Source organism: Micromonospora sp. NPDC005174, assembly GCF_040608495.1.
GTDB lineage: Bacteria > Actinomycetota > Actinomycetes > Mycobacteriales > Micromonosporaceae > Micromonospora.
The window spans coordinates 133,405-155,786 of the sequence record NZ_JBEXIJ010000008.1; the positions used below are offsets into that span (position 1 = coordinate 133,405).

The 22,382-nt window shown below is 71.4% G+C and carries 18 protein-coding genes and 3 pseudogenes; 13 read left to right on the forward strand and 8 right to left on the reverse strand.

Translation table 11 applies throughout. The features are described 5' to 3' along the window. The first annotated feature begins 8 nt into the window (after positions 1-8). Complete coding sequence (locus ABZU91_RS12220) at positions 9-929, forward strand: NAD(+)/NADH kinase (RefSeq protein ID WP_355237993.1); 921 nt, start codon at positions 9-11, stop codon at positions 927-929. A 193-nt stretch (positions 930-1,122) separates the two neighbouring features. On the opposite strand, the gene pgm is transcribed toward ABZU91_RS12220, so the two are convergent. Together pgm and glgC are read right to left on the reverse strand one after the other, a co-directional pair. Continuing rightward, complete coding sequence (pgm, locus tag ABZU91_RS12225; RefSeq protein ID WP_355237996.1) at positions 1,123-2,760, reverse strand: phosphoglucomutase (alpha-D-glucose-1,6-bisphosphate-dependent); 1,638 nt, start codon at positions 2,758-2,760, stop codon at positions 1,123-1,125. A 31-nt stretch (positions 2,761-2,791) separates the two neighbouring features. Continuing rightward, a complete protein-coding gene (gene glgC, locus ABZU91_RS12230) occupies positions 2,792-4,024 on the reverse strand; it encodes a glucose-1-phosphate adenylyltransferase (RefSeq protein WP_355237999.1) in 1,233 nt (410 codons plus the stop codon). 72 nt (positions 4,025-4,096) lie between these two features. Here glgC and glgA point away from each other — a divergent pair, with 72 nt between their 5' ends. Continuing rightward, positions 4,097-5,302, forward strand: a complete 1,206-nt coding sequence (glgA, locus tag ABZU91_RS12235) for a glycogen synthase (RefSeq protein WP_355238002.1) — start codon at positions 4,097-4,099, stop codon at positions 5,300-5,302. Positions 5,303-5,306: 4 nt separating this feature from the next. Further along, positions 5,307-5,801: a hypothetical protein gene (locus tag ABZU91_RS12240; RefSeq protein ID WP_355238005.1), complete on the forward strand. Its 495-nt coding sequence runs from the start codon at positions 5,307-5,309 to the stop codon at positions 5,799-5,801. Here the strand turns inward: ABZU91_RS12240 and ABZU91_RS12245 are convergent. After that, positions 5,773-6,717, reverse strand: a complete 945-nt coding sequence (locus tag ABZU91_RS12245) for an inositol-3-phosphate synthase (RefSeq protein ID WP_355238008.1) — start codon at positions 6,715-6,717, stop codon at positions 5,773-5,775. The two genes, ABZU91_RS12240 and ABZU91_RS12245, sit on opposite strands and share 29 nt — an antisense overlap. Positions 6,718-6,904: 187 nt before the next feature. Here ABZU91_RS12245 and ABZU91_RS12250 point away from each other — a divergent pair. From ABZU91_RS12250 to ABZU91_RS12265, 4 genes and pseudogenes are all read left to right on the forward strand, one after another. Beyond that, a pseudogene (locus ABZU91_RS12250) lies at positions 6,905-8,953 on the forward strand (maltotransferase domain-containing protein); the annotation flags it as partial. 365 nt (positions 8,954-9,318) lie between these two features. Further along, positions 9,319-11,421, forward strand: coding sequence for a 1,4-alpha-glucan branching protein GlgB (gene glgB / locus ABZU91_RS12255; RefSeq protein WP_355238011.1), 2,103 nt, complete (start codon positions 9,319-9,321; stop codon positions 11,419-11,421). An 89-nt stretch (positions 11,422-11,510) separates the two neighbouring features. Beyond that, on the forward strand, positions 11,511-11,873 hold the full coding sequence (locus tag ABZU91_RS12260) for a hypothetical protein (RefSeq protein WP_355238014.1): 363 nt from the start codon (positions 11,511-11,513) through the stop codon (positions 11,871-11,873). Then, a complete protein-coding gene (locus ABZU91_RS12265; RefSeq protein ID WP_355238017.1) occupies positions 11,870-12,400 on the forward strand; it encodes a DUF6036 family nucleotidyltransferase in 531 nt (176 codons plus the stop codon). Before ABZU91_RS12260 ends, ABZU91_RS12265 begins: the two co-directional genes overlap by 4 nt. 18 nt (positions 12,401-12,418) lie before the next feature. Here the strand turns inward: ABZU91_RS12265 and ABZU91_RS12270 are convergent. Then, positions 12,419-12,572: pseudogene (locus ABZU91_RS12270) on the reverse strand (ACP synthase); the annotation flags it as partial. Positions 12,573-12,575: 3 nt separating this feature from the next. Between ABZU91_RS12270 and ABZU91_RS12275 the strand changes: the two are divergent. After that, a pseudogene (locus ABZU91_RS12275) lies at positions 12,576-13,047 on the forward strand (alpha amylase C-terminal domain-containing protein); the annotation flags it as partial. Between the two features lie 173 nt (positions 13,048-13,220). On the opposite strand, the gene ABZU91_RS12280 reads toward ABZU91_RS12275, so the two are convergent. Beyond that, positions 13,221-13,568: a hypothetical protein gene (locus ABZU91_RS12280; protein ID WP_355238020.1), complete on the reverse strand. Its 348-nt coding sequence runs from the start codon at positions 13,566-13,568 to the stop codon at positions 13,221-13,223. An 11-nt stretch (positions 13,569-13,579) separates the two neighbouring features. Next, positions 13,580-15,127 (reverse strand): RHS repeat-associated core domain-containing protein, encoded by a 1,548-nt coding sequence (locus tag ABZU91_RS12285; RefSeq protein WP_355238023.1) that lies wholly within the window; start codon positions 15,125-15,127, stop codon positions 13,580-13,582. On the opposite strand from ABZU91_RS12285, the gene ABZU91_RS12290 reads away from it, so the two are divergent. After that, the gene (locus ABZU91_RS12290; RefSeq protein ID WP_355238026.1) at positions 15,126-15,308 is read left to right on the forward strand and encodes a hypothetical protein; all 183 of its coding nucleotides are present in this window, start codon (positions 15,126-15,128) and stop codon (positions 15,306-15,308) included. The two genes, ABZU91_RS12285 and ABZU91_RS12290, sit on opposite strands and share 2 nt — an antisense overlap. A 71-nt stretch (positions 15,309-15,379) precedes the next feature. Here the strand turns inward: ABZU91_RS12290 and ABZU91_RS12295 are convergent, their stop codons facing one another. After that, positions 15,380-16,420, reverse strand: a complete 1,041-nt coding sequence (locus ABZU91_RS12295; RefSeq protein WP_355238299.1) for a phosphatase domain-containing protein — start codon at positions 16,418-16,420, stop codon at positions 15,380-15,382. Positions 16,421-16,567: 147 nt separating this feature from the next. Between ABZU91_RS12295 and ABZU91_RS12300 the strand changes: the two genes are divergently transcribed. The 4 genes from ABZU91_RS12300 to ABZU91_RS12315 all read left to right on the forward strand — a co-directional run bounded on the left by ABZU91_RS12300 (position 16,568) and on the right by ABZU91_RS12315 (position 20,889). After that, a complete protein-coding gene (locus tag ABZU91_RS12300) occupies positions 16,568-18,205 on the forward strand; it encodes a hypothetical protein (protein ID WP_355238029.1) in 1,638 nt (545 codons plus the stop codon). Positions 18,206-18,257: 52 nt separating this feature from the next. Beyond that, positions 18,258-19,055 (forward strand): peroxide stress protein YaaA, encoded by a 798-nt coding sequence (gene yaaA, locus ABZU91_RS12305; protein WP_355238032.1) that lies wholly within the window; start codon positions 18,258-18,260, stop codon positions 19,053-19,055. Between the two features lie 106 nt (positions 19,056-19,161). After that, entirely contained in the window at positions 19,162-19,854 is a 693-nt protein-coding gene (locus ABZU91_RS12310; protein WP_355238035.1) for a hypothetical protein, read from the forward strand. 81 nt (positions 19,855-19,935) lie between these two features. Beyond that, the gene (locus ABZU91_RS12315) at positions 19,936-20,889 is read left to right on the forward strand and encodes a TAXI family TRAP transporter solute-binding subunit (RefSeq protein WP_355238037.1); all 954 of its coding nucleotides are present in this window, start codon (positions 19,936-19,938) and stop codon (positions 20,887-20,889) included. Positions 20,890-20,932: 43 nt separating this feature from the next. Here ABZU91_RS12315 and ABZU91_RS12320 read toward each other — a convergent pair whose 3' ends face one another. Further along, positions 20,933-22,375, reverse strand: coding sequence for a HAMP domain-containing sensor histidine kinase (locus ABZU91_RS12320; RefSeq protein WP_355238039.1), 1,443 nt, complete (start codon positions 22,373-22,375; stop codon positions 20,933-20,935). Between the last annotated feature and the right edge of the window lie 7 nt (positions 22,376-22,382).

A 22,382-nucleotide genomic window follows, 5' to 3' on the forward strand; every position in this document is an offset into this window, starting at 1 on the left:
CTGTACGGGTGTCGGGGCTGGGTCTGGTGCTGCACCCCACCCGGGATGTCACCGAGGTGGTCGGGATCATCGAACGGTGGGCGACGCGCCACCACAAGTCGCTCTTCGTGCGCGCGGAGGACAAGCACCGCGTGCCGGCCAGCGTCGAGCCCCTGCCCGAGAAGGAGGTGGCCGTCCGCGCCGACGCGTTGATCAGCATCGGCGGTGACGGCACCATGCTGGGGGCGCTGCGCTCCGCCATCCTCGACCCGAAGCCGGTGCTCGGCGTCCACCTGGGCCGGCTCGGCTTCCTGGTCGAGATCGAGCCGCCCGCGCTGCCGGAGGCGCTGAGCCGGTTGCTGTCCAAGGACTTCACCGTCGAGTCGCACGCCTGCCTGGCCTGCGACGTGTGCGGCGACGACGTCGTGGCGTTCAACGACATCGCGCTGGTCCGGCGGCCCGGCTCGGGCTTCGTCACCGCCACCCTGGCCGTCGACGGGCAGCGGTACGGCTACTACCGTGCCGACGCCGTGGTGGTGAGTACGCCGATCGGCTCCACCGCGTACAGCTACGCCGCCGGCGGTCCGTTGATCTCCCCGGCGGCGGATGCCGTGGTCGTCACCCCGTCCGCGCCGATGGCCGGCATCTCCCGCTCGGTGGTGCTCTCCGGCGACGAGAAGATCCGACTGGAGTTGGAGCCGGGGTCGTCGTCCGTGGTGGTGGAGATGGACGGGCTGGTCTTCCGTGACGCGGCGGACGAGGGCGCCGTGGAGATCAGCTACCGGCGCAACGCCGGGCTGGTGGTCCGCTTCGACCCGCTGCGCTACCAGGAACGCAACCAGTTGAAGATGAGCCTCCTGGACCTGCCCTTCCTCCCGGAGCAACTGAAGGCCCTGCTCCCCAAGGAACTCCAGAACCCCAACGAAAAAGACATCCCCCCACGCTGCTAACCCCACCCACCCCCCCAACCCCCCAGACCCCCACCCCACCCACACCCCGTTGATCATGAAGTTATTGCCACGACACGCCGAGGCGGATGGCAATAACTTCATGATCAACGGGGTGGGAGGGGCCGGAGGGCCGGGGGGTCGGGGGGGCCGGGGGGCCGGAGGGCCGGGGGGTGGGGGGGCCGGGGGCGGTTCGTTAGCTTAGGACCTCGGTGACGAGCTCTTGGGCTTCCTGCTGGAGACGGCGGAGGTGGTCGGGGCCCTGGAAGGACTCGGCGTAGATCTTGTAGACGTCTTCCGTTCCCGAGGGCCTTGCCGCGAACCAGCCGGACTCCGTGCTCACCTTGAGGCCACCGATCGGGGCGCCGTTACCGGGGGCGGTGGTCAGGGTCGCGGTGATCGGCTCGCCGGCCAACTCCGTGGCGGTGACCTGGTCCGGGTTGAGCTTGGCGAGCACGGCCTTCTGCTCCCGGGTGGCCGGGGCGTCGATGCGGGCATACGCGGGCGCGCCGAAGCGCTCGGCCAGCTCCGCCCAGTGCTCGCTCGGGCTGCGCCCGGTGGTGGCCAGGATCTCGGAGGCGAGCAGGCAGAGCAGGATGCCGTCCTTGTCGGTGGTCCACGTGGAGCCGTCGCGGCGCAGGAACGACGCCCCGGCGCTCTCCTCGCCGCCGAAGCCGACCGACCCGTCGAGCAGGCCGGGCACGAACCACTTGAACCCGACCGGCACCTCCAGCAGGGGCCGGCCCAGGTCGGCGGCCACCCGGTCGATCATCGAGGACGACACCAGGGTCTTGCCGACGGCGGCGGCCGGACCCCAGTCGGCGCGCGTGCGGAACAGGTGCCCGATCGCCACCGCGAGGAAGTGGTTGGGGTTCATGAGGCCGCCGTCGGGGGTGACGATGCCGTGCCGGTCGGCGTCCGCGTCGTTGCCGGTGGAGATCTGATAGTCGGCGCGGGCGGCGATCAGCGATGCCATCGCGTTCGGCGACGAGCAGTCCATCCGGATCTTGCCGTCGCCGTCGAGGGTCATGAACCGCCAGGTCGGGTCGACGGTCGGGTTGACCACCGTCAGGTCCAGCCGGTGCCGCTCGGCGATCTCGCCCCAGTACGCCACGCTGGCACCGCCCAGCGGGTCCGCGCCGATCCGGATGCCGGCGTCGCGGATGGCGTCGATGTCGATGGCCGCCGGCAGGTCGTCGACGTAGTGGGCGAGGAAGTCGTACTCCCCGGTGGTGTCGGCGGCCCGGGCCCGCGCGTACGTGATCCGTCGGACCTCCTTGAGCCCGGCGGCCAGGATCGCGTTGGCCCGGTCCTGGATCCACCGGGTGACGTCGGTGTCGGCGGGCCCGCCGTTTGTCGGGTTGTACTTGAAGCCGCCGTCGTCCGGCGGATTGTGCGACGGGGTGATGACGATGCCGTCGGCGAGCCCGCTGGTACGACCCCGGTTGTGGGTGAGGATCGCGTGCGACAACGCCGGAGTGGGGGTGTAGCCGTCACGGCTGTCCAGCAGCACGGTGACGCCGTTGGCGGCGAGGACCTCCAGCGCGTCCACGGCGGCCGGCGCGGACAGCGCGTGGGTGTCCCGGGCGAGGAACAGCGGGCCGTCCAGGCCCTGCTCCCGCCGGTAGTCGCAGAGCGCCTGGGTGACCGCGACGATGTGGTCGGAGTTGAACGCGTTGCGCAGGCTGGAGCCCCGGTGACCGGAGGTGCCGAAGGAGACCTGCTGCGCCGGGTCCGCGGGGTCCGGATGCTCGGCGTAGTAGGCGGTCACCAGGCGCGGCACGTCGACCAGGTCGGCGGGCTCGGCGGGCTGGCCGGCACGGGGATGGGTCACTGCGGGATCCTCCTCGATGAGTACCTGTCGGTCACGGCTCGACCTTCTGGCCCTTGCCGATGACCACGATGCCGTTGTCGGAGACGGTGTAGCGCTGGCGGTCCTTCTCCAGGTCGACGCCGATCTCGACGCCCTCGGGGACGAACACGTTCTTGTCCAGGATCGCCCGTCGGACCACCGCGTGTCGGCCGATCTCGACGCCCTCCATCAGCACCGAGCCCTCGACGTGCGCCCACGAGTGCACCCGCACCTTCGGCGACACGATCGAGTTCTCCACCAGCGAGCCGGAGATCACCACCCCGGGGGAGACCATCGAGCCGACCGCCCGGCCGACCCGCTCACCCCACTGGTGGACGAACTTCGCCGGCGGCCACGGCGGCTGCTCGGTGTAGATCGGCCAGTCGAAGTTGTAGAGGTTGAACACGGGGTGCACGTTGATCAGATCCATGTGCGCGTCGTAGAACGAGTCGAGCGTCCCCACGTCCCGCCAGTAGCCACGGTCCCGATCGGTGCTGCCCGGCACCTCGTTGTCGCGGAAGTCGTAGACGTTCGCCTCGCCCCGCTCGACGAGCATCGGGATGATGCTGCCGCCCATGTCGTGCTTGCTGCTCTTGTCGGCGGCGTCGCGTTCGACTGCCTCGCAGAGAGCGCGCGTGGTGAAGACGTAGTTGCCCATCGAGGCGTAGATCTCGTCCGGCGCGTCTGGCAGGCCGACCGCGTCGGTGGGCTTCTCGCGGAACGCCCGGATCCTGCGGCCGTCCTCGCCGACCTCGATGACACCGAACTGGTCGGCCATCGACAGCGGCTGGCGGATGCCGGCGACGGTGACCGCCGCACCGGAGGCGATGTGGTCCTCGACCATCTGCCGGGGGTCCATCCGGTAGATGTGGTCGGCGCCGAAGACGATCACGTAGTCGGGCTGCTCGTCGTTGATGAGGTTGAAGCTCTGGTAGATGGCGTCGGCCGAGCCGGCGAACCACCACGGGCCGCGACGCTGCTGCGCCGGCACCGGGGTGACGTAGTTGCCGAGCAGCGTGGACATCCGCCAGGTCTTGGTGATGTGTCGGTCGAGGGAGTGGGACTTGTACTGGGTCAACACGACGATCTTGAGATAGCCGGCGTTGGCCAGGTTGGAGAGGACGAAGTCGACCATGCGGTACATCCCGCCGAACGGGACGGCCGGCTTGGCCCGGTCCGTGGTGAGTGGCATCAGGCGCTTGCCCTCCCCACCCGCCAGGACGATCGCGAGCACCTTGGCAGCCATGCCCCGACGCTATCCACCCGCGTCCCACTTCACCACTCGTACGGGGAGTCTTCTGCACTAGGGTGCGGGGTCATGACGGAACCCACCCCGCTGCGCGTCGACCTGCTCACCCGCGAGTACCCGCCGGAGGTCTACGGCGGCGCGGGCGTGCACGTCGAGTACCTGGCCCGGGAGCTGCGTCGCCTCGCCGACGTCCGCGTGCACTGCTTCGGCCTGCCGCGCACCGAGCCGGGCGTCACGGCGTACGCCGATCCACCCGGTCTGACCGGCGCGAACGCCGCGCTGCGGACGATGGGCGTGGACCTGGAGATGGCCGCCGGCGCCGCCGGCACCGACGTGGTGCACAGCCACACGTGGTACGCGAACCTGGCCGGGCACACCGCGAAGCTGCTGCACGGGGTGCCGCACGTGGTGACCGCGCACAGCCTGGAGCCGCTGCGGCCGTGGAAGGCCGAGCAGCTCGGCGGCGGTTACACGCTCTCCTCGTGGATCGAACGCACCGCGATGGAGGCCGCCGACACGGTGATCGCGGTCAGCGAGGGCATGCGCAGCGACGTGCTGACCGCGTACCCGCAGATCGATCCGTCGAAGGTCCGGGTGGTCTACAACGGCATCGACACCGTGCAGTACGCCCCGGACTCCGGCACCGACGTGCTCGACCGGCTCGGCATCGACCCGGCGCTGCCCAGCGTGGTGTACGTGGGCAGGATCACCCGCCAGAAGGGCCTGCCCTACCTGCTGCGGGCCGCCCGGGAGTTGCCGGCGGACACGCAGCTCGTGCTGCTGGCCGGCGCGCCGGACACGGCGGAGATCGCCGCCGAGGTCGAGGAGCTGGTCGCCGAGTTGCGCGCCAACCGCTCCGGCGTCGTCTGGGTGGCCGAGATGCTGCCCAAGCCCGAGGTGATCCAGGTGCTCACGCACGCGACGGTCTTCGTCTGCCCGTCCGTGTACGAGCCGATGGGCATCGTCAACCTGGAGGCGATGGCCTGCGAGACGGCGGTGGTGGCGACCGCCACCGGCGGCATCCCCGAGGTGGTGGCCGACGGCGACACCGGTCTGCTGGTGCCGATCGAGCAGGCCACCGACGGGTCGGGGACGCCGCTGAAGCCGGAGACGTTCGTGGCCGACCTCGCCGCGGCGATAAACACGCTGCTCGCCGACCCGGCGCGTACCGAACGGTTCGGTCTGGCCGGCCGGCGACGGGCGGTCGAGCACTTCTCGTGGGACGCCATCGCGCGGCAGACCCTGGACGTCTACCACTCGGTCAGCGCGCGCTGACGTCATGCGATACGACGAACTCGAAGCCGCCATCCTGCAGTTGGTCATCGCGGCGGGCGAGGACGACCTGCGCGCGTTCGGCCTCGACACGGTCACCCAACTGACCCGCGACGACCTGCTCGAGACCGCCGTCGACCACGAGATGACCGAGGACGGGTGGGCGGCGCTCGCCAGCGCCCGCGAGAACGTCCGGACGGTCGACGCGACGGAGCTGCGCGCGCTCCTCGTACGGATCGACGAGGGCATCCTCGCCGACGGTGACCTGGATCAGGGCCTCCTGACGGTCTTCACCGCGCTGGAGCACTGGACCACCTATCTGGAGGAGAACCTGCGCGGGGAGATCTACGAGCTGGCCATCCGCGCTGTCGAGGAGGTCGACTTCCAGGTCTCGGCCGACCTCGACGACGTCCTCGCCACCCCGGAGATGGCCGCCGAGTACGCGCGGATCGAGCGCCTGCTGACGGGCAGCCTCAGACCGCCGTCCCGGGAGGGGACTTGAGCAACGACGTCGCCTCGGCGCAGTAGCCACCGCGCCCGTCGCGGCGGGCGCTGGCCGCGACGCGGACGAGGTCGATGTTGACGCCGGCAGCACCGCTGGGATCGTGCACCGTCAGCTTCACGTCGAGGCTGACCGCTGTCTCGCCCCAGCCCTGCGCCTCGATGTTGAGGTGAGCCACCTTCTGCGAGCCGAGGTGCGGCAGGTAGCCGAGCGGCGCCACCTCGACCCTGTCGGCCGACGCCAGGGCATTGAGCTTGGACTGCTTCTTGGTGTTGGGGTGCTCGACCAGGTTGCGGAAGTCCTCGGTGCCGCCCAGGTTGACCTGGTAGGAGCTGACCAGCGTGAGGCCCCGCTCCTGGAGCAGCCGCAGCAGCGCGTTGTGCAGCACCGAGGTGCCGAACTGGCTGGCCAGATCATCGCCGAGCAGTGGCAGACCCGCCGCCTCGAACCTGTCCAGCAGGTGCGGATCGCGGGCCACCGGGTCGGCAGTCGTGTTGATGAAGGCGACGCCCGCGGTGTGCGCCGCCTCGGCGTACGCCCGTGCGGTCTCCGGCCGGCCGCTCGGCGCCGAGTAGAGCAGCACCTCCGCCCCGGCCAGCGCCGCCGCTACCCGCGGCACCCCGGTCGCGTCGACGAGGCCCTTCGTGACGGGCACACCTGCTCGGGGTAGGTCGCAGTCCAGCCGGGGGAAGTTGTTGGGCGGCAGGAAGATCGCCTCGGTCAGGTCCCGACCGACCTTCTCCTCGGAGGTGGCGAAGGCCGCCACGACGTCGATGTCGCCCACCCCGAGCCCGTCGATCATCTCGCTACGGATTCCGACCAGGCTGCCGCTCTGGCGGTAGAGAGCCAGCCCCTGCACCAGCGCCGACGTGTTGTTACCGACACCGACAACCGCAACCCTGACCCGTTCGATCATGGCGGGAGGCTACGCCATGTCCAGGCAACCCGTGCCCCTCGCGGAGATCCGCGCAACGTCGGGGAACTGCTGTCTCAACGCGCTCCGATGCAGCAGTTTCCCCGAAAGTGAGCGGATCTTGGGTCGGGTGCCCATCGGGCGGGTGCTTGGCCGCGCGCGAGCCGATCTCGCACAGTAGGTTGGCGGGGTGACAGGACGGTTCCCGATCGAAGACGTCTCCCCCGTCGTCTCGTGCGGGCGGTACCCGGCCAAGGCGGTCGTCGACGAGCCGGTTCCGGTGTCGGCGCGCGCCTACCGGGAGGGGCACGACGCGCTGGGCTGCAACGTGGTGTGGACCGGCCCGGACGGCGAGGAGCGCCCGTTCACCAGGATGCGCCCCGGCGAGCCCGGCCAGGACCGCTGGCACGCCGTGATCCGCCCGGACGCCGTCGGCTCCTGGACCTTCACCGTCGAGGCGTTCGGAGACCCGTACCTGACGTGGCAGAACGCGGTGACCAAGAAGATCGCCGCCGGGCAGGGCCCGGAAGACCTCGCCAACGACCTCGCCGAGGGCGCGCGGGTGCTGGCCGCTGCCCGGGACCTGGTGCCGGCCGCCGACCGCGCGAGCGTCGCCGACGCGCTCACCGCCCTCGCGGCCACCGACCTGCCGTTGCCGCAGCGCGTCGGGCCGGCACTCGCCCTCGCCGACCTGCTCTGGGAGCACCCGGTACGGGAGATGGTCACGGTCGGTGACGCGTACTCCCTCTGGGTTGACCGCAAGCGGGCCCTCTTCTCGGCCTGGTACGAGTTCTTCCCGCGCTCCGAAGGAGCAGCGGGTGGGCGCTCCGGCACCTTCGCCACCGCCACCGGGCGGCTGCCGGGTGTGGCGGCGATGGGCTTCGACGTGCTCTACCTGCCGCCGATCCACCCGATCGGCCGGGTCAACCGCAAGGGCCGCAACAACGCGCTCACCGCCGGGCCGACCGACGTCGGCTCGCCGTGGGCGATCGGCGCCGTCGAGGGCGGCCACGACACGATCCACCCCGACCTGGGTACGCCGGCAGACTTCCGGGCGTTCATCGAGGCGGCTGCCGCACAGGGCCTGGAAGTGGCGATGGACCTGGCGTTGCAGTGCGCGCCGGACCACCCGTGGGTCACCGAGCACCCGGAGTGGTTCACCACCCGGGCCGACGGCAGCATCGCGTACGCGGAGAACCCTCCGAAGAAGTACCAGGACATCTACCCGGTCAACTTCGACAACGATCCCGAGGGCATCCGGGCCGAGGTGCTGCGTGTCGTGCTGCACTGGGTGGGCGAGGGCATCCGGATCTTCCGGGTGGACAACCCGCACACCAAGCCGTTCGACTTCTGGCACTGGCTGATCGCCGAGGTCAAGAAGGTCGACCCGGACGTGCTGTTCCTGGCCGAGGCGTTCACCCGGCCGGCCATCATGCACGGCCTCGGCAAGGTCGGCTTCACGCAGTCGTACACCTATTTCACCTGGCGCACGACGGCCGCGCAGATGCGGGAGTACTGCGAGGAACTGGTCGAGTCGGCCGACCACATGCGGCCCAACTTCTGGCCGAACACGCCGGACATCCTGCACGAATCGTTGCAGCACGGCGGCCCGCCGATGTTCAAGATCCGGGCGGTGCTGGCGGCGCTGCTCTCCCCCTCCTGGGGCCTGTACGCGGGTTACGAGCTGTTCGAGCACGTGGCCCGCCCGGGTGCCGAGGAGTACCTGGACAACGAGAAGTACGAGCTGCGCCCCCGCGACTGGGCCGCCGCCGAGGCGCAGGGCCGCTCGCTCGCGCCGTTCCTGACGACCCTCAACCGGGTACGCCGGGACAACCCCGCCCTGCACCAGCTCCGCAACCTGCGCTTCCACGAGATCGACAACCCGGCGCTGCTGTGCTGGTCGAAACACGACGCGGAGACCGGCAACACGGTGCTGGTGATCTGCTCGTTCGACTCGCGCGAGGTGCAGTGGGGCAACACCACCCTCGACATGCCGGCGCTCGGGTTCGACTGGCACGAGCGGTTCACCGTGTACGACGAGCTGACCGGCACCAGCTACGACTGGGGGCAGCGCAACGCGGTGCGGCTCGACCCGTACCTGCAACCGGCACACGTGCTGACCATCCGCCGCCCGACGCCGCCCGCCGTGCCCGAGCCGGCCGGCGTCGAACCGGCGGACCTCACCGTCACCGACGTACCGGAGGAGCTGTCCGGCGGCACCGCCCCGGTGGCCCCGGCCACCGCGCCGTCGCTACCGGCCAGCGTCGGAGAGTCGGCTAACCAGCCGTCGCCGCCGGCAACCGCGCCCGTGAACCCGGCCAGCGCGACGCCGCCCCCGGTCACCGCGCCATCTGCCCCGGCCACCGCGCCGGTGACTCCGGCCACCGCGCCATCTGCCCCGGCCACCGCGCCGCCGACTCCGGCCACCGCGCCATCTGCCCCGGCGACCGCGCCGGTGACCCCGGCCAGCGGGGCGGCGACGCCGGCCACCCTGGCATCCCGCGCCGCGGCCCGTGCGGCTGCCGCCCGGTCCTCGGCTGGCCGGCCGTCCGCGCCCCGCCCGTCCGCCTCCGCACCGACCGCCGCCGCACCGAAGGACGACCGATGGACCAGCTGATCACCGGCGTGACGCACGACCCGCACGCGCTGCTCGGCGCGCACCCCGCCGACTCCTCGACCACGATCCGCACGATGCGCCGAGGCGCGGGTGACGTGGTGCTGCTCGTCGGCGACGAGCGGCACCCGATGAAGCGGGTGCACGATCTGGGCGTCTTCGAGGCGCAGGTCGAGGGCACCGTGCTCGACTACCGGGTGGAGGTCGACGGCACGACGCACGACGACCCGTACCGCTACCCGCCCACGCTCGGCGAGCTGGACCTGCACCTCATCGGCGAGGGCCGGCACGAGCGGCTGTGGGACGTGCTCGGCGCGCGGGTCTTCGACGAGGGCGTGGCGTTCAGCGTCTGGGCGCCCAACGCCCAGGGCGTGCGCGTGGTCGGCGACTTCACCGGCTGGGGCGCGGACGACGGCTGGCCGATGCGCTCGCTCGGCTCCAGCGGCGTGTGGGAGCTGTTCGTCCCCAACGCCCGCGTCGGTGCGCGCTACAAGTACCGGGTGCTCGGCGCCGACGGGCAGTGGCGGGACAAGGCCGATCCCCTGGCGGCGTACGCCGAGGTGCCGCCGGCCACCGCGTCGGTGGTGCACCACTCGACGTACCGGTGGAACGACGCCGACTGGCTCGCCCGCCGGGCCGAGCGGCGGCCGCACCAGGAGCCGATGAGCGTGTACGAGGTGCACCTCGGCTCCTGGCGGCCCGGCCTCGGCTACCGCGAGCTGGCCGACCAGCTCACCGCGTACGTCACCGAGCTGGGCTTCACGCACGTGGAGTTCCTGCCGGTGATGGAGCACCCGTTCGGCGGCTCCTGGGGCTACCAGGTGACCGGCTACTACGCGCCGACGTCCCGCTTCGGTGACCCGGACGAGTTCCGCCACCTCGTCGACGCCCTGCACGCCGCCGGCATCGGCGTGATCCTCGACTGGGTGCCCGCGCACTTCCCCAAGGACGAGTGGGCCCTCGCCCGGTTCGACGGCACCCCGCTCTACGAGCACCCCGACCCTCGGCGTGGCGAGCACCCCGACTGGGGCACGTACGTCTTCGACTTCGGCCGCCGTGAGGTCCGCAACTTCCTGGTCGCCAACGCGCTCTACTGGTGCGACCAGTTCCACGTCGACGGGCTGCGCGTCGACGCGGTGGCGTCGATGCTCTACCTGGACTACTCCCGCGAGGAGGGCCAGTGGGCTCCCAACCAGTACGGCGGTCGGGAGAACCTGGAGGCCATCGCGCTCATGCAGGAGGTGAACGCGACGGTCTACAAGCACCACGCCGGGGTCGTCATGATCGCCGAGGAGTCCACCGCGTGGCCGGGGGTCACCCAGTCCACCGCCAGCGGCGGGCTGGGCTTCGGGTTCAAGTGGAACATGGGCTGGATGCACGACACCCTGCTCTACACGTCGAAGGACCCGATCTACCGCCAGCACCACCATCACCAGCTCACGTTCTCCCTGGCGTACGCCTGGAGCGAGAACTACGTGCTGCCGATCAGCCACGACGAGGTCGTGCACGGCAAGGGCTCACTGGCCGGCAAGATGCCCGGCGACACCTGGCAGCGGTTGGCCAACGTCCGGGCGCTGCTGGCGTACATGTGGGCGCACCCCGGCAAGCAGTTGCTGTTCATGGGCTCCGAGTTGGCCGACGACCGGGAGTGGAGCGAGGAGCGGGGCCTCGACTGGTACCTGCTGCACGACCCGGCCCGCGCCGGCGTGCAGCGGCTCGTCGGTGATCTCAACCGCGTCTACCGGGACACCCCGGCGCTGTGGGCGCAGGACACCCAGCCGGCCGGGTTCCGGTGGATCGCCGGCGACGACGTCGCCAACAACGCCGTCTCGTTCGTCCGGATCGCCCCGGACGGCTCGACGCTGGTGTGCGTGGCGAACTTCTCCGCCCAGCCGCTGCACGACTACCGGATCGGGCTCCCGGCCGGCGGTACGTGGACCGAGGTGCTCAACACCGACGCGCACCACTACGGCGGGTCCGGCGTGGGCAACCTGGGCGAGGTGCACGCCCAGGACATGCCGTGGCACGGTCTGGTGGCGTCCACGGCACTCCAGGTGCCCCCACTGGGCGTCATCTGGCTCCGCCAGAGCTGACCCTCGAAGGGGGCAGGGCTTACGGCTGATCGGCGCTGACCTGTACTAGCGTTGACGCCGTGAGCAATCGTGCGGCGAGGTACGAACCGATGACGATCGCACGGCTGGGTGTCCTGCTCGCCGGGAGCGACGACACCAGGCGGTGGCGTCTGGTGGCGGAGTTCCTGGAGGAGTACGGCTGGGAAGCATCCGAGCATCGCGCTGACCTGCTGATCCAGGAGCCAGCGCCAACCGGTGACGATCATTGGGATGTCTTCCTCGCGGCATTGGCGGAATATCTCTCCGCCCGTGACGGGCGCGGCGCCCCCTCGTGGGTCGAAGCCCGGTCGCTACGGCAGTTCTGGTTCCCCTTCAATACACGAGCCGCCCGTGTCGACGCCGTGGTGCACGCGCCAGCGGCATTCCGGCGCCGTGGGGTCTTCATCTCCCCGCAGGAGTTGAAGGTCGCGTGAGCGCCGACGACCCCCTGCTGGATCGAACTGCCATCGAAGACGCCTTCCGCCGGCTCGGCGACCGGCTGGCAACGCGGGGCGTGGTCGCCGACCTGTACATCTTCGGCGGAGCTGCCATGGCACTGGCCTACGACGCCCGCCGGGCGACGCGCGATATTGACGCCGTTTTTCAGCCGCATGGCATCGTCCTCGACGAAGCGCGGGCCGTCGCGGACGAGCTAGGGCTGCCGCAGTGGTGGCTGAACGAACAGGCGAGCTCGTACGTCGCCGTTGGCGGGGACCCGGAAGCACCACGGGTCTTCGATCACCCTGGCCTGCGGGTCTCGGCGGCGTCCCCGGAGCATCTGCTCGCCATGAAGGTTCTCGCGGCACGACGCCGAGACGCCGAGGACATCCGCTTCCTCGTGGAGCACCTCGGGCTGAACAACCCCGAAGAGGTCCTCGGCCTTTGCGCCGAGATCTTCCCGGACGAAGAGGTCCCCGGCCGGGCGAGGCTTGTCCTCGAAGACGTGTTCGACGGCCGGTAGCCCGGCGGGAGCCGCCGGTCAGACCAGCCCGGCCTCGCGCAGCAGTCGCCACAGGCCGGTGCCGTCGGGGGCGGGTAGGCATTTCTGCCCCACCGGCCCCAAGGACGGCCGGTAGGGGCGGGGACGGTCGGCGGATCGCCACCTCGGCGAGGTTCTCTGGACGGGCGGCGGACTCGTGGGCTCGGAGCTGGCCGACGACCGGGAGTGGAGCGAGGAGCGCGGCCTCGACTGGTACCTGCTGCACGACCCGGCCCGCGCCGGCGTGCAGCGGCTCGTCCGTGACCTCAACCGCGTCTACCGGGACACCCCGGCGCTGTGGGCGCAGGACACCCAACCGGCCGGGTTCCGGTGGATCGCCGGCGACGGCATCGCCAACAACACCGTCTCCTTCGTCAGCATCGCCCCGGACGGCCGACGCTGGTGTGCGTGGCGAACTTCTCCGCCCAGCCGCTGCACGACTACCGGATCGGGCTCCCGGCCGGCGGCACGTGAACAAAGGTGCTCAACACCGACGCCCACCACTACGGCGGGTCCGGGGTGGGCAACCTGGGCGAGGTGCACGCCGAGGACGTGCCGTAGCACGGACTGGTGGCGTCAGCAGCCCTCCAGGCCCCCCGTTGGGCGTCATCTGGCTGCGCCAGAGCTGATTTCGCTTCAACCGTGACAGTGATTATCAACGGGACCGACTGAGGTTATCTGGCTCCGCAAAAAGCCTACCATTGCACACTACCCGCCATTATACGATCGTCGAGTGATGGCGGATTGTCATCAATAGCAGCCCCTTGTGCCCTACCACTAGATAGGGCACAAGGGGCGCCACCTATTTCATGCCGTCTTTGCTCGCGAGCTTCGATGGAATTGCCAGGAGATCCGTCACGAACATCTGACTAAAACGTGTCTGACGTTCGATCAGCCCCCTGCCGAGTGGATTGGCAGAGAAGTGCGCGGCCTGAATAGCAAGCGCTGGGATCGCGACCAGCACTGATGCAAGGAACACCAGCACGGCCGGCGCAATCACCGCCACCATCATCGGACGACTGATTACGTGGTTGGCCCACAGGACCTGCGTCAGAACCAGTACGGCAGCCGACAGGAGCACCGCCCGCCCAGCCCATACCAGCAGGCGGTAGGATTTTCGTCCTCTCGCCTCAGCCATGATGTCGCTCAAGGCCTAACTCCTCACCCAAGTAGACCTGTCACATCGGACCAATCGAACCAGCGGCCGGCAGCCGTTTTGGAGCCACCCTCCGTATAGCCGCCGCCTACGCCCACTCCAGCGCTCGCGCCGACGCTGTGCACCGGCTGTCCGTGCTTTCCGGTGCCAGCCGTGAAGGACACGCTGCCGGAGGCCTCGGCGCCGGCGCCGGCCTGCCAATACTGGGACGTGCCGGCCTGATCGTCAATGCTACCGTCCGACGCCACAGAGCCCACGCCTCCAAACACCCCGAAGTTGGGCCCGATGTCGATGCCTTTCGTGTAGGTCCAACCCACGCCCTGGCGATCGAAAGCCACACACCCAGTGACTCCACCGCCCAGGATCCCTGCGAAACTTCCGGTCAGGCAAACTCCTTCCATTTTGCCATTCGCAACCAGCGGCTCTTCGGCCGCGCAATCCGTCGGCTTCGCCGCCCAACAACCGATTGGGCCAGGATCAGGCGTGCCCGCCAGACGCTGGGACACGTCAGGTTTCGGCCCAGGCCCTGGCTTCGGCGTCTCGCGGCGCGGCGCAACATGCTTGTCAACGATCTTTGCCTTGGTGGTGGACTTGTGGTTCGCCTTTCCCCAAGCCTTGTTCTTGGCAGTTCCACAGCCCCCGGGACAACCGCCGGCACCGCGGCCATCGCCCTTCTTAAGAGGCCGAGGATCGTAGCCGTAGCAGTCAAAGTGCCGGCAGCCCTCCGGGATGAGACCGGTCGGATCGCTCGACGTGACCGGTGTGTTGTTGGAGTAGGAGTAGCCATTCCACTGCTGCGGCTGTCCGGCGGCCTGCAGTGGGTCCACCGATGTGAATCTGCCGATCGCGGGGTCGTATGAGCGGGCGCCGATGGTCGTGAGTCCGACCGGGCTCATGGGCTTGTTCAAGAAGCCTCGGTTGTCGGGTGCGGCGACGGCCGCACCTCGGGCACCGCCGTACGGGGTGTACTGCCGCCAAGTCGGGTTCTGGGCGGTGTTGTCGAGGTAGAGCGACGGGGTTCCCTGGTGGTCGGCGATGGCGAAGGTGTACGCCGTGCCGCTGCCGGTGCGGATGCAGCTACCGCCGCCAGGGAGGGCGTAGTAGCGGCTGCCGGTCACGACGCTGGTGGCGGTGTTGAGGGTGAGTTGCTGCCCCGGCAGGTAGAGGGTGTTCTTGCCCGGCTCCTTCTGCAGCAGCAGGTTGCCGTCGGCGTCGTAGATGAAACTGTTGTTGCCGCTCGTGCCGCCGGTGACGTCGGCGAGCTTGCCGGCGTCGTCCCAGGTGAGAGTCTGGCTTCCCTGGGCGGCGTTGCGACCGGTGGTGTTACCGGCGTTGTCGTACGAGTACGACGTGGTGCCGGCGGTTCCGCCGGTCGTGGTGGTGGAGGTCAGGGTGTGGGGCTTGTTCTGACCGTTGCCGTTGTAGGCGTAGACCGTCTTGGTGTCGGCACCGCCGGTGAGGTTGTGCTCGGTCTGTTGGGTGCGGTTGCCGATCAGGTCGATCTGCCAGCTGGTCCAGTAGGCGCTACCCGCGCCGATGGTGTTGCCGACCATGGACTTGTTGGCGTCCGTGGGCGTGGCGGCGCAGGCGTCGGTGCCGAGCGGTCTCGGCGACGTCACCAACGACGGGAAGGTCGACCTGGTGGTCCGTCGCCGAAGCAACGGCACCATGACCCTCTACCCGGGCAACGGCGCCATCGGCACCGTCACCTGGGGTGCACCCTCGTTGCTGTAGTAGGCGAAAAGAACCCCCGGGCGCCGCAGGAGTCGCGGCGCCCGGGGGTTCTCGCGTATCCCGTCGAGGGGTCAGACGAGGCCGGCGTCGCGGAGTAGCTGCCACAGGCCGGCGCCGTCGGGCGCGGACAGCCACTTCTGCCCCACCAGCCCCGAGGAGGGCCGACCCGCCGGGGCGGGCAGGCTACCGGCCAGCACCGACTGGGTCGGGGACAGCCTGCGGATCGCCACCCCGGCGACGTTCTCCGGGTGGGCGGCGGCGAACTCCCGGTAGATCTCCTGGTCGTGCTGGCCGTCGTCGCCGACGAGGAGCCAGCGTACGTCGGGGAACTCCTTGGCCAGCCGCGCGAGGGTGGAGCGCTTGTGTTCCATGCCGCTGCGGAACCAGCGGTCGGCGGTCGGACCCCAGTCGGTGAGCAGCAGCGGCCCGGCCGGGTAGAGGTGCCGGGACAGGAACCGCGTCAACGTGGGCGCGACGTTCCAGGCGCCGGTGGACAGGTAGAAGACCGGGGCGCCGGGGTGTGCGGTGACGAGCCGCTCGTAGAGCACCGCCATCCCGGGTACGGCCGCACGGGCGTGCTCGTCGAGGACGAAGGTGTTCCACGCGGCGAGCAGCGGCCGGGGCAGCGCCGTGACCATCACCGTGTCGTCGATGTCGGAGAGGATGCCGAACTTGACCTCTGGGTCGAGGATGCGCACGGGCGCGTCGACCGGCTCGGCGTCGGCCACGCTGAGGCGTACGGTGCCCCAACCGGGCGGCAGGTCGGCCTCGACGAGCGTGTCGACGAAACCGCTGCGGTCGGCGCGGGCCTCGTGTCGTACGCCACCGGCCTCGATCTGCACGGTGACGTGCTTGGCGGGCAGGGTCGTGAAACTGCGCCAGCCACGCACCTTGTCCAGCCGGCCCCGCTGACGGTTGTCCGGACGGCCCAGCAGCACCCGGCACATGACGCGTACCCAACCGGGACGGCCGTAGCCCGTGTAGGCGACGATGTTCATCCGCCAGCCGGTGCGGCGCAGCCGACGCTCCACGAGCTGGTGCACGGCGTCTTCGATTCGCGCGGCCCGGTGCAGATTCGGCACGGCCAGTTCGCCGGCGGGAGTGGGTGGCACCCGCCAACCCTGCCACAGGTCGACGCCGACGGCCACGCGAGCGGGTCCGAACCGCAGCCCGCCAGCCAGGCCGGACTGGGCCGAAGCGGCCCGACCGGCCCACGGTCCGTGAAACACTCCGGTCGGGACGACGACGGGGGCGTGGTCGTGTCGCATCCAGAGCAGCACCGCGGGCGGTGGCGTCCGCGACTCGACCGGCCGGCGCTCGTCGCGCTGGTGTTCGGGCTGGTCGGTGTCGGGTACCGGCTGGTCCTGACGCTGTACACCGTGCCGGTGTCGAACAGCGACGAGGCGACCTTCGGGCTGGCCGCCCTGCACATCGGGCAGGGCCGCGAGCGTCCGGTCTTCCTTTACGGCCAGCACTACATGGGGATGCTGGAGTCGTACCTGGCCGCGCCTCTGCTCGCGGTGGCGGGGCCGAGCTGGCCGGTGCTGCGGCTACCGATGCTCGCCCTGTACGCGGTCTTCCTCTACCTCGTGTACCGGCTCACCCGTCGGCTCTACCCGCCGTGGTTCGCCGTCCTCGTGGTCGGTCTGCTGGCGCTGGGCCCGGAGCGGGTGGTGCGCGACCAGCTCACCGTGGTCGGGGGTCGGCCGGAGGTCAAGCCGGCGGTGCTGCTGATGCTGCTGATCACCGTGGGGCTGGCCGCCGGGTCGGTGCGCCACCGTCGACTGGCGTTCGCGCTGTTCGGGTTGCTGGCCGGGCTGGCCGCCTGGTCGGACTGGCTGATCCTGCCGTACCTCGCGGTCGCCGCGTCGGCCCTGGTCTGGGCGGTGCGGCGGGAGCTGTTCGGCTGGGCCGGGCTGCTGCTGGTGGCGGGTTTCGTGGTCGGGGTCGCGCCGATGATCGTCGACAACCTGCGCGCCGGGCCGGGTGAGGACTCGCTGACGGTGTTCCGGGAGGTCAGCACCAAGGCCGGCCCGCTGCCGCCATGGTCCGACCGGATTCGGGGCGGCCTGCTGGAGGGGGTGCCGCTGGCGCACGGGCTCTGCCCGGTCGACGGCTGCGGCCGGGGGCAGCAGTGGTTCGGACTGCTCTACCCGGCGCTGCTGGTGGCCGCCGCGGCGCTGGCGCTCGTCGCGTACCGCCGGGCCGCCGGCACGCCACCCGCCGAGAGCACGCCACGGGCCGCGCGGGTCGGGCCGGTCGTGCAGCTCGCGCTCGTCGTCGGCGCGGCGTTGACCCTCCTGTCGTACGTGCGCAGCCCGCTCGCCGCGACCAGCCCACTGGACAACGCCCGGTACCTGTCGGTGCTGCAACTGTCGCTGCCGGCGGTGCTCTGGCCGCTCTGGGCGGTGGCCGTGGCCTGCTGGCGGGGCACGGTGGGCGCCCTCGGCCGGCTGACCGGCGCGCTGGCCACCGCCGCGCTGGCGGCGCTGGCCACGACGACTCTGGTGGTCACCGTGCTCTTCGCGACCAGCGGCACGGCCGCGTCGCGGACCGAGGAGCGCCAGGCCCGGGAACTGGCCTCCGCGCTGCGCGCCGACGGACCCCACGAGGTGTACGGGGACTACTGGACCTGCAACCGGCTCATCTTCAACACGGACGAGACGGTGGTCTGCGGAGTGCTCGACGGCAATCTGTCCCCCGGGCAGAACCGCTACCGGCCGTACTGGCGGCAGGTCGGGCGGGCCGCGCGGCCGGGTTACGTGGTGGAGATCGACTCGCCGATGGACCGGCGGCTGCGCCGGCTGCTCGCCGACCGGCATGAGGCCGCCCCGGTACGTGAGGTGGGCGGCTATCGCGTGTACCACCCCGACACCCCGGTGCGGCCGTGGCGCTGACGACGGGTCGTACGCTGGCCGGGCCGCCTCCGTACCCGTTCGAGGAGACCCGATGCTCATCCTGCTGCCGCCCTCGGAGGGCAAGGCCGACGCCGGCACCGGGCGGCGGTGGACGCCGGACAGGCTCTCGCTGCCGGAGCTGAACCCGGCCCGCGAGCGGGTGCTCGACGCGCTCGTGGCGCTCAGCGCGGGGCCCGACGAGGAGGCCGCGCTGACCGCGCTCGGGCTCAGCGACGGTCAGCGCGGCGAGTTGCGGCGCAACGCCCGGCTGCGGGAGGCGGCCACCGCGCCGGCCGAGCGGCTCTACACGGGCGTGGTCTACGAGGCGCTGGAGCTGGCCACGCTCCCGTCGACGGCGCTGCGGGCGGCCCGCCGGTCGATCCTCATCAGTTCCGGGCTGTGGGGCGCGGTACGTCTCGCCGACCGGATTCCGCCCTACCGCTGCCCGATCGGGGCCCGCCTACCGGGCGTCGGGGCGCTGTCGACGTACTGGCGCCGGGAGCTGCCGTCGGTCCTCGCCGGCGCGGCCGGTCGGGGCCCGGTGCTGGACCTGCGCTCCGGCGCGTACGCGGCCACCTGGACTCCGCGCGGTGAGCTGGCCGAGCGGACGGTCACCGTGCGGGTGCTGCACGAGCGGGAGGTCGACGGTGTGCCCGTCCGCTCGGTCGTGAGCCACTTCAACAAGGCGACCAAGGGGCGTCTGGTGCGTGACCTGCTCCTGGCCGGCGTCAAGCCGCGTACCGCCCGGGAGCTGATCGGCACCCTGCGCGAGCTGAAGCACACCGTGGTGGAGGAACCGGCCGCCGCCGGCCGGGTACGGCAGGTGGATCTCGTGGTCACCGACCTGTAGCGGCGCGCAAGCCGCAAGATTTGCTCAAGGCTGGGCGGGACACGTTCCGTAACGGCCGCGCAGGGGCCACGGTAGGGGAACCCAGACTCCGGCAAAGGAGCCTCCGTTGGCCCTAGATCCCGCCCTGCTCGACAGGCCCCGCTCGCCGTCGACGCCCCCTCCGCTGGACTGGCTGACCCTGGGCGACGCGTTCGAGGCGGCCTGCCTGCTGCGTTGCACGGCGCCCCCGGCGGGTGCCCGGCCGATCGCCGCGCTGCCGTCACACGCGCCGGGAGTCGAGTTCAACCGGGAGGACGCCGCGCAGCGGATGCGACAGCTGCTCGCGCGCCTCGACATCCCGGTCACCCAGGAGGTCACGGTCGGCGGACTGCGCCGCCGATACGAGGTGCACCGGCTCTGGGTGCCGCCGGAGCACCGGGGCGCGTACGCCCGGCTGGTGGACGCGGGCTGGTGGCAGGGGCGTCGGGAGCTGCTGGGCGGTCCGGTGCCGGGCGCGTCGCCGGCCCGCCGCCGGTGGACGTCCCGCCTCGCGGCGGCGGCGTGGAGGTCGGCGCTGCTGGCCGGCGGACGACACGTGCGGCGGCACATCCTCGGCGTCCGGCTCACCGACCGGGAGTTGGCCGCCGTGCTGATCCGCGGCGCGGCAGTGCTCGACGTGCCGGCTGTACTCCGCCCCGGCACCGGCTGTTTCCTGGTCAGCGTCGCCGACGGGCCGGACCGTGAGCGCATCCTGCGCAGCGCGTCGACGGAGCCGGCGCGCGGCGCGGTATCGGAGCCGGGCCGCCGACCGGCCTGCTGAGCGAGGCTCGGCCCCACCTGCCCCGAGGTACTGACGGGTACGGGCTTGCGCCCGCCCGCCGGAGCGCGCACAGTGCAGCGCGTGAGTCGTACCTCGTCGGATCGGGCCGGTCGGTGCCGCGCGGGGGCGGCGGCGCTGGCGCTGGTCGTGGCTCTGACCGCCGCCGGCTGCCGTGACGACCCGGGCGAGCCGGTGGAGATCCGTATCGCCACCGGCAGCCCCACCGCCGTCTACTACGCGTTCGGACAGTCCCTCGCGACCATCCTCAACCGCGAACTGCCCGGGGTACGGGCCAGCGTGGTGATCACCGCGGCCTCGGCCGAGAACGTCCGCCTGGTCGGCTCGGGAGCGGCCGAGCTGGGTTTCACCCAGGCCGACGTGCTGCCCACCAGCCCGACGCAGAGCCTGCCGGTGGACGCGGTGGCCCGGGTGTACGACGACCAACTGCACCTGGTCACGACCGACGGCGGCCCGGTCCGTACGGTCGGCGACCTGCGCGGCCGACGGGTGTCGGTGGGGGCGGCCGGCTCCGGCACGGAGATCACCGCCACCCGACTGCTGGAGGTGGCCCGGCTCGGCGGTGACGCGGTACGCCGGGAACGCCTCAACCTGGACGACTCGGTGGCCGCTCTGCGCTCGGGACGCATCGACGCGTTCTTCTTCTCCGGTGGTCTGCCGGTACGCGGCATCGTGGAGCTGGCCGGACGCAGCGCCACCCGGATCGTCGACCTGGGCGAGTGGACGGAACCGCTGCGCGCCCGCTACGGGCAGGTCTACGTCTCCCGGGACATCCCCCGCTCGGTGTACGGCATGAACCCGGTGACGACGGTCGCCGACCCGAACTACCTGATCGTGCGCGCCAACCTGCCCGAGCCGCTGGTCCGGGACGTGACCCGGCTGTTGATGGAACGTCGGGCGGAGCTGGGCGCGGCGCATCCGGCGGCGGGACGGATGAGTCCCCGCTCGGCGATCGCCACCGCTCCGCTGCCGCTGCACCCGGGGGCCGCCGCCTGGTACCGCGCCGCCAAGCCCTGAGCCGCTGGATGACGACCGCCGCGGCCCGCTCCGCCGGGGGCCGTCAGCGCGCCGGGGCGGGCCGCCGTTCTGTGCTTGGCTCCTCGTCGGCCGACTCCTCGTCGGCCGACTCCGTGGCCGGTTCCGGCGCGGGGAACCACAGGCCGGCGACCAGCCCGCGCGGTGTGCCCGCACGCATCGTGAGCCGGCCGTCGGAGGCGTCCACCAGCACGGCGGCGATGGTCAGGCCGAGCCCGGCGCCGTCGACGTTCTGCGCGTCCGGGGCGCGCCAGAACCGCTCGGTGGCCTGGCCGAGTTGACTCTCGGTCATGCCCGGGCCGGTGTCGCGCACCTCCAGCACCACCCCGTCGTCGCGCCGTGCCACGGTCACCGTCACCGCGCCGCCGGCCCCGCTGAACTTCACCGCGTTGTCGATCAGGGCGTCCAGCGCCTGGTCGACGGCTGTCGGTACGGTCCGCGCGTACGCCGGGGCGTCGCTCGTGGCGAGGCGCAGCGCGACCGACCGGTGCCGGGCCAGCGGCGCCCACGCGGACACCCGGGAGGCCGCCACGGCGGCGGCGTCCACGGTGACCCGCTCGTTCTCCTCACGCTCGGCGCGGGCCAGGGTGAGCAGCGCGTCGAGCACCAGCGCCAACCGGTCGGTCTCCTCCAACGCCAACCGGTGCTCGGAGCGCCCGTCCGCGTCGGTCAGGCTGGGACCCAGTTCCTCGACCCGCAGCCGCAACGCCGTGAGCGGATTGCGCAGCTGGTGGCTGGCGTGTGCGACGAACGCGCGCTGCCGGTCCATCACGTCGGAGACCACGTCGGCCATGTGGTTGAAGCTGGCCGCGAGACGGCGCAGCTCCGGCGGCCCGAGTCGGTGCTGCACGCGCGCGCTCCGGTCGCCCTCGGCGATCTCGTGGGTGACCGCGTCCAGCTCGGTGACCGGCCGCAGCACCCAGCCGGCCAGTCCGAACGCGGTGAGCACGCAGGCCAGCACGACGAGCAGGCCGGCCAGGGTGAGCAGCAGCCACCAGGTGGTCACGGCCCGGCGTATCTCGTCGGCCGGCGTCACGATCACCACCGCGCCGAGGACCTCCCCGCCGTCGTTGATGGGCACCGCCACCACCACCGGGCCGGCGGACCACGGCCAGATCGATTCCGGCGCGCTGCTCTGCTGGCCGGACAGCGCGACGTCCAGCACCGTGGCGGTCCCCGAGGACTGCCAGCTCGCCGAGTCCACGACGATGCCCCGGTCCCGGTCGACGACCGCCGCGCCGATCCCGTACAGCTCGTCGTAGCTGCGCAGCTCCGCGCCGATCGGCCCGGGTTCGCCGCCGCGCAGCGCCGGCCCGGCCAGCGAGGCGAACCGGGTGGCGTCCGCGAGCCGGTCGGCGCGTACGCGTTCGGTCTCCCGGCTGGCCAGGGTGACGGCGAGAGGGCTCTCCAACGCGACGAGGACGAGCACCATCAGCAGCAGGTAACTGATCACCAGTCGGCGGCGCACGGCGACC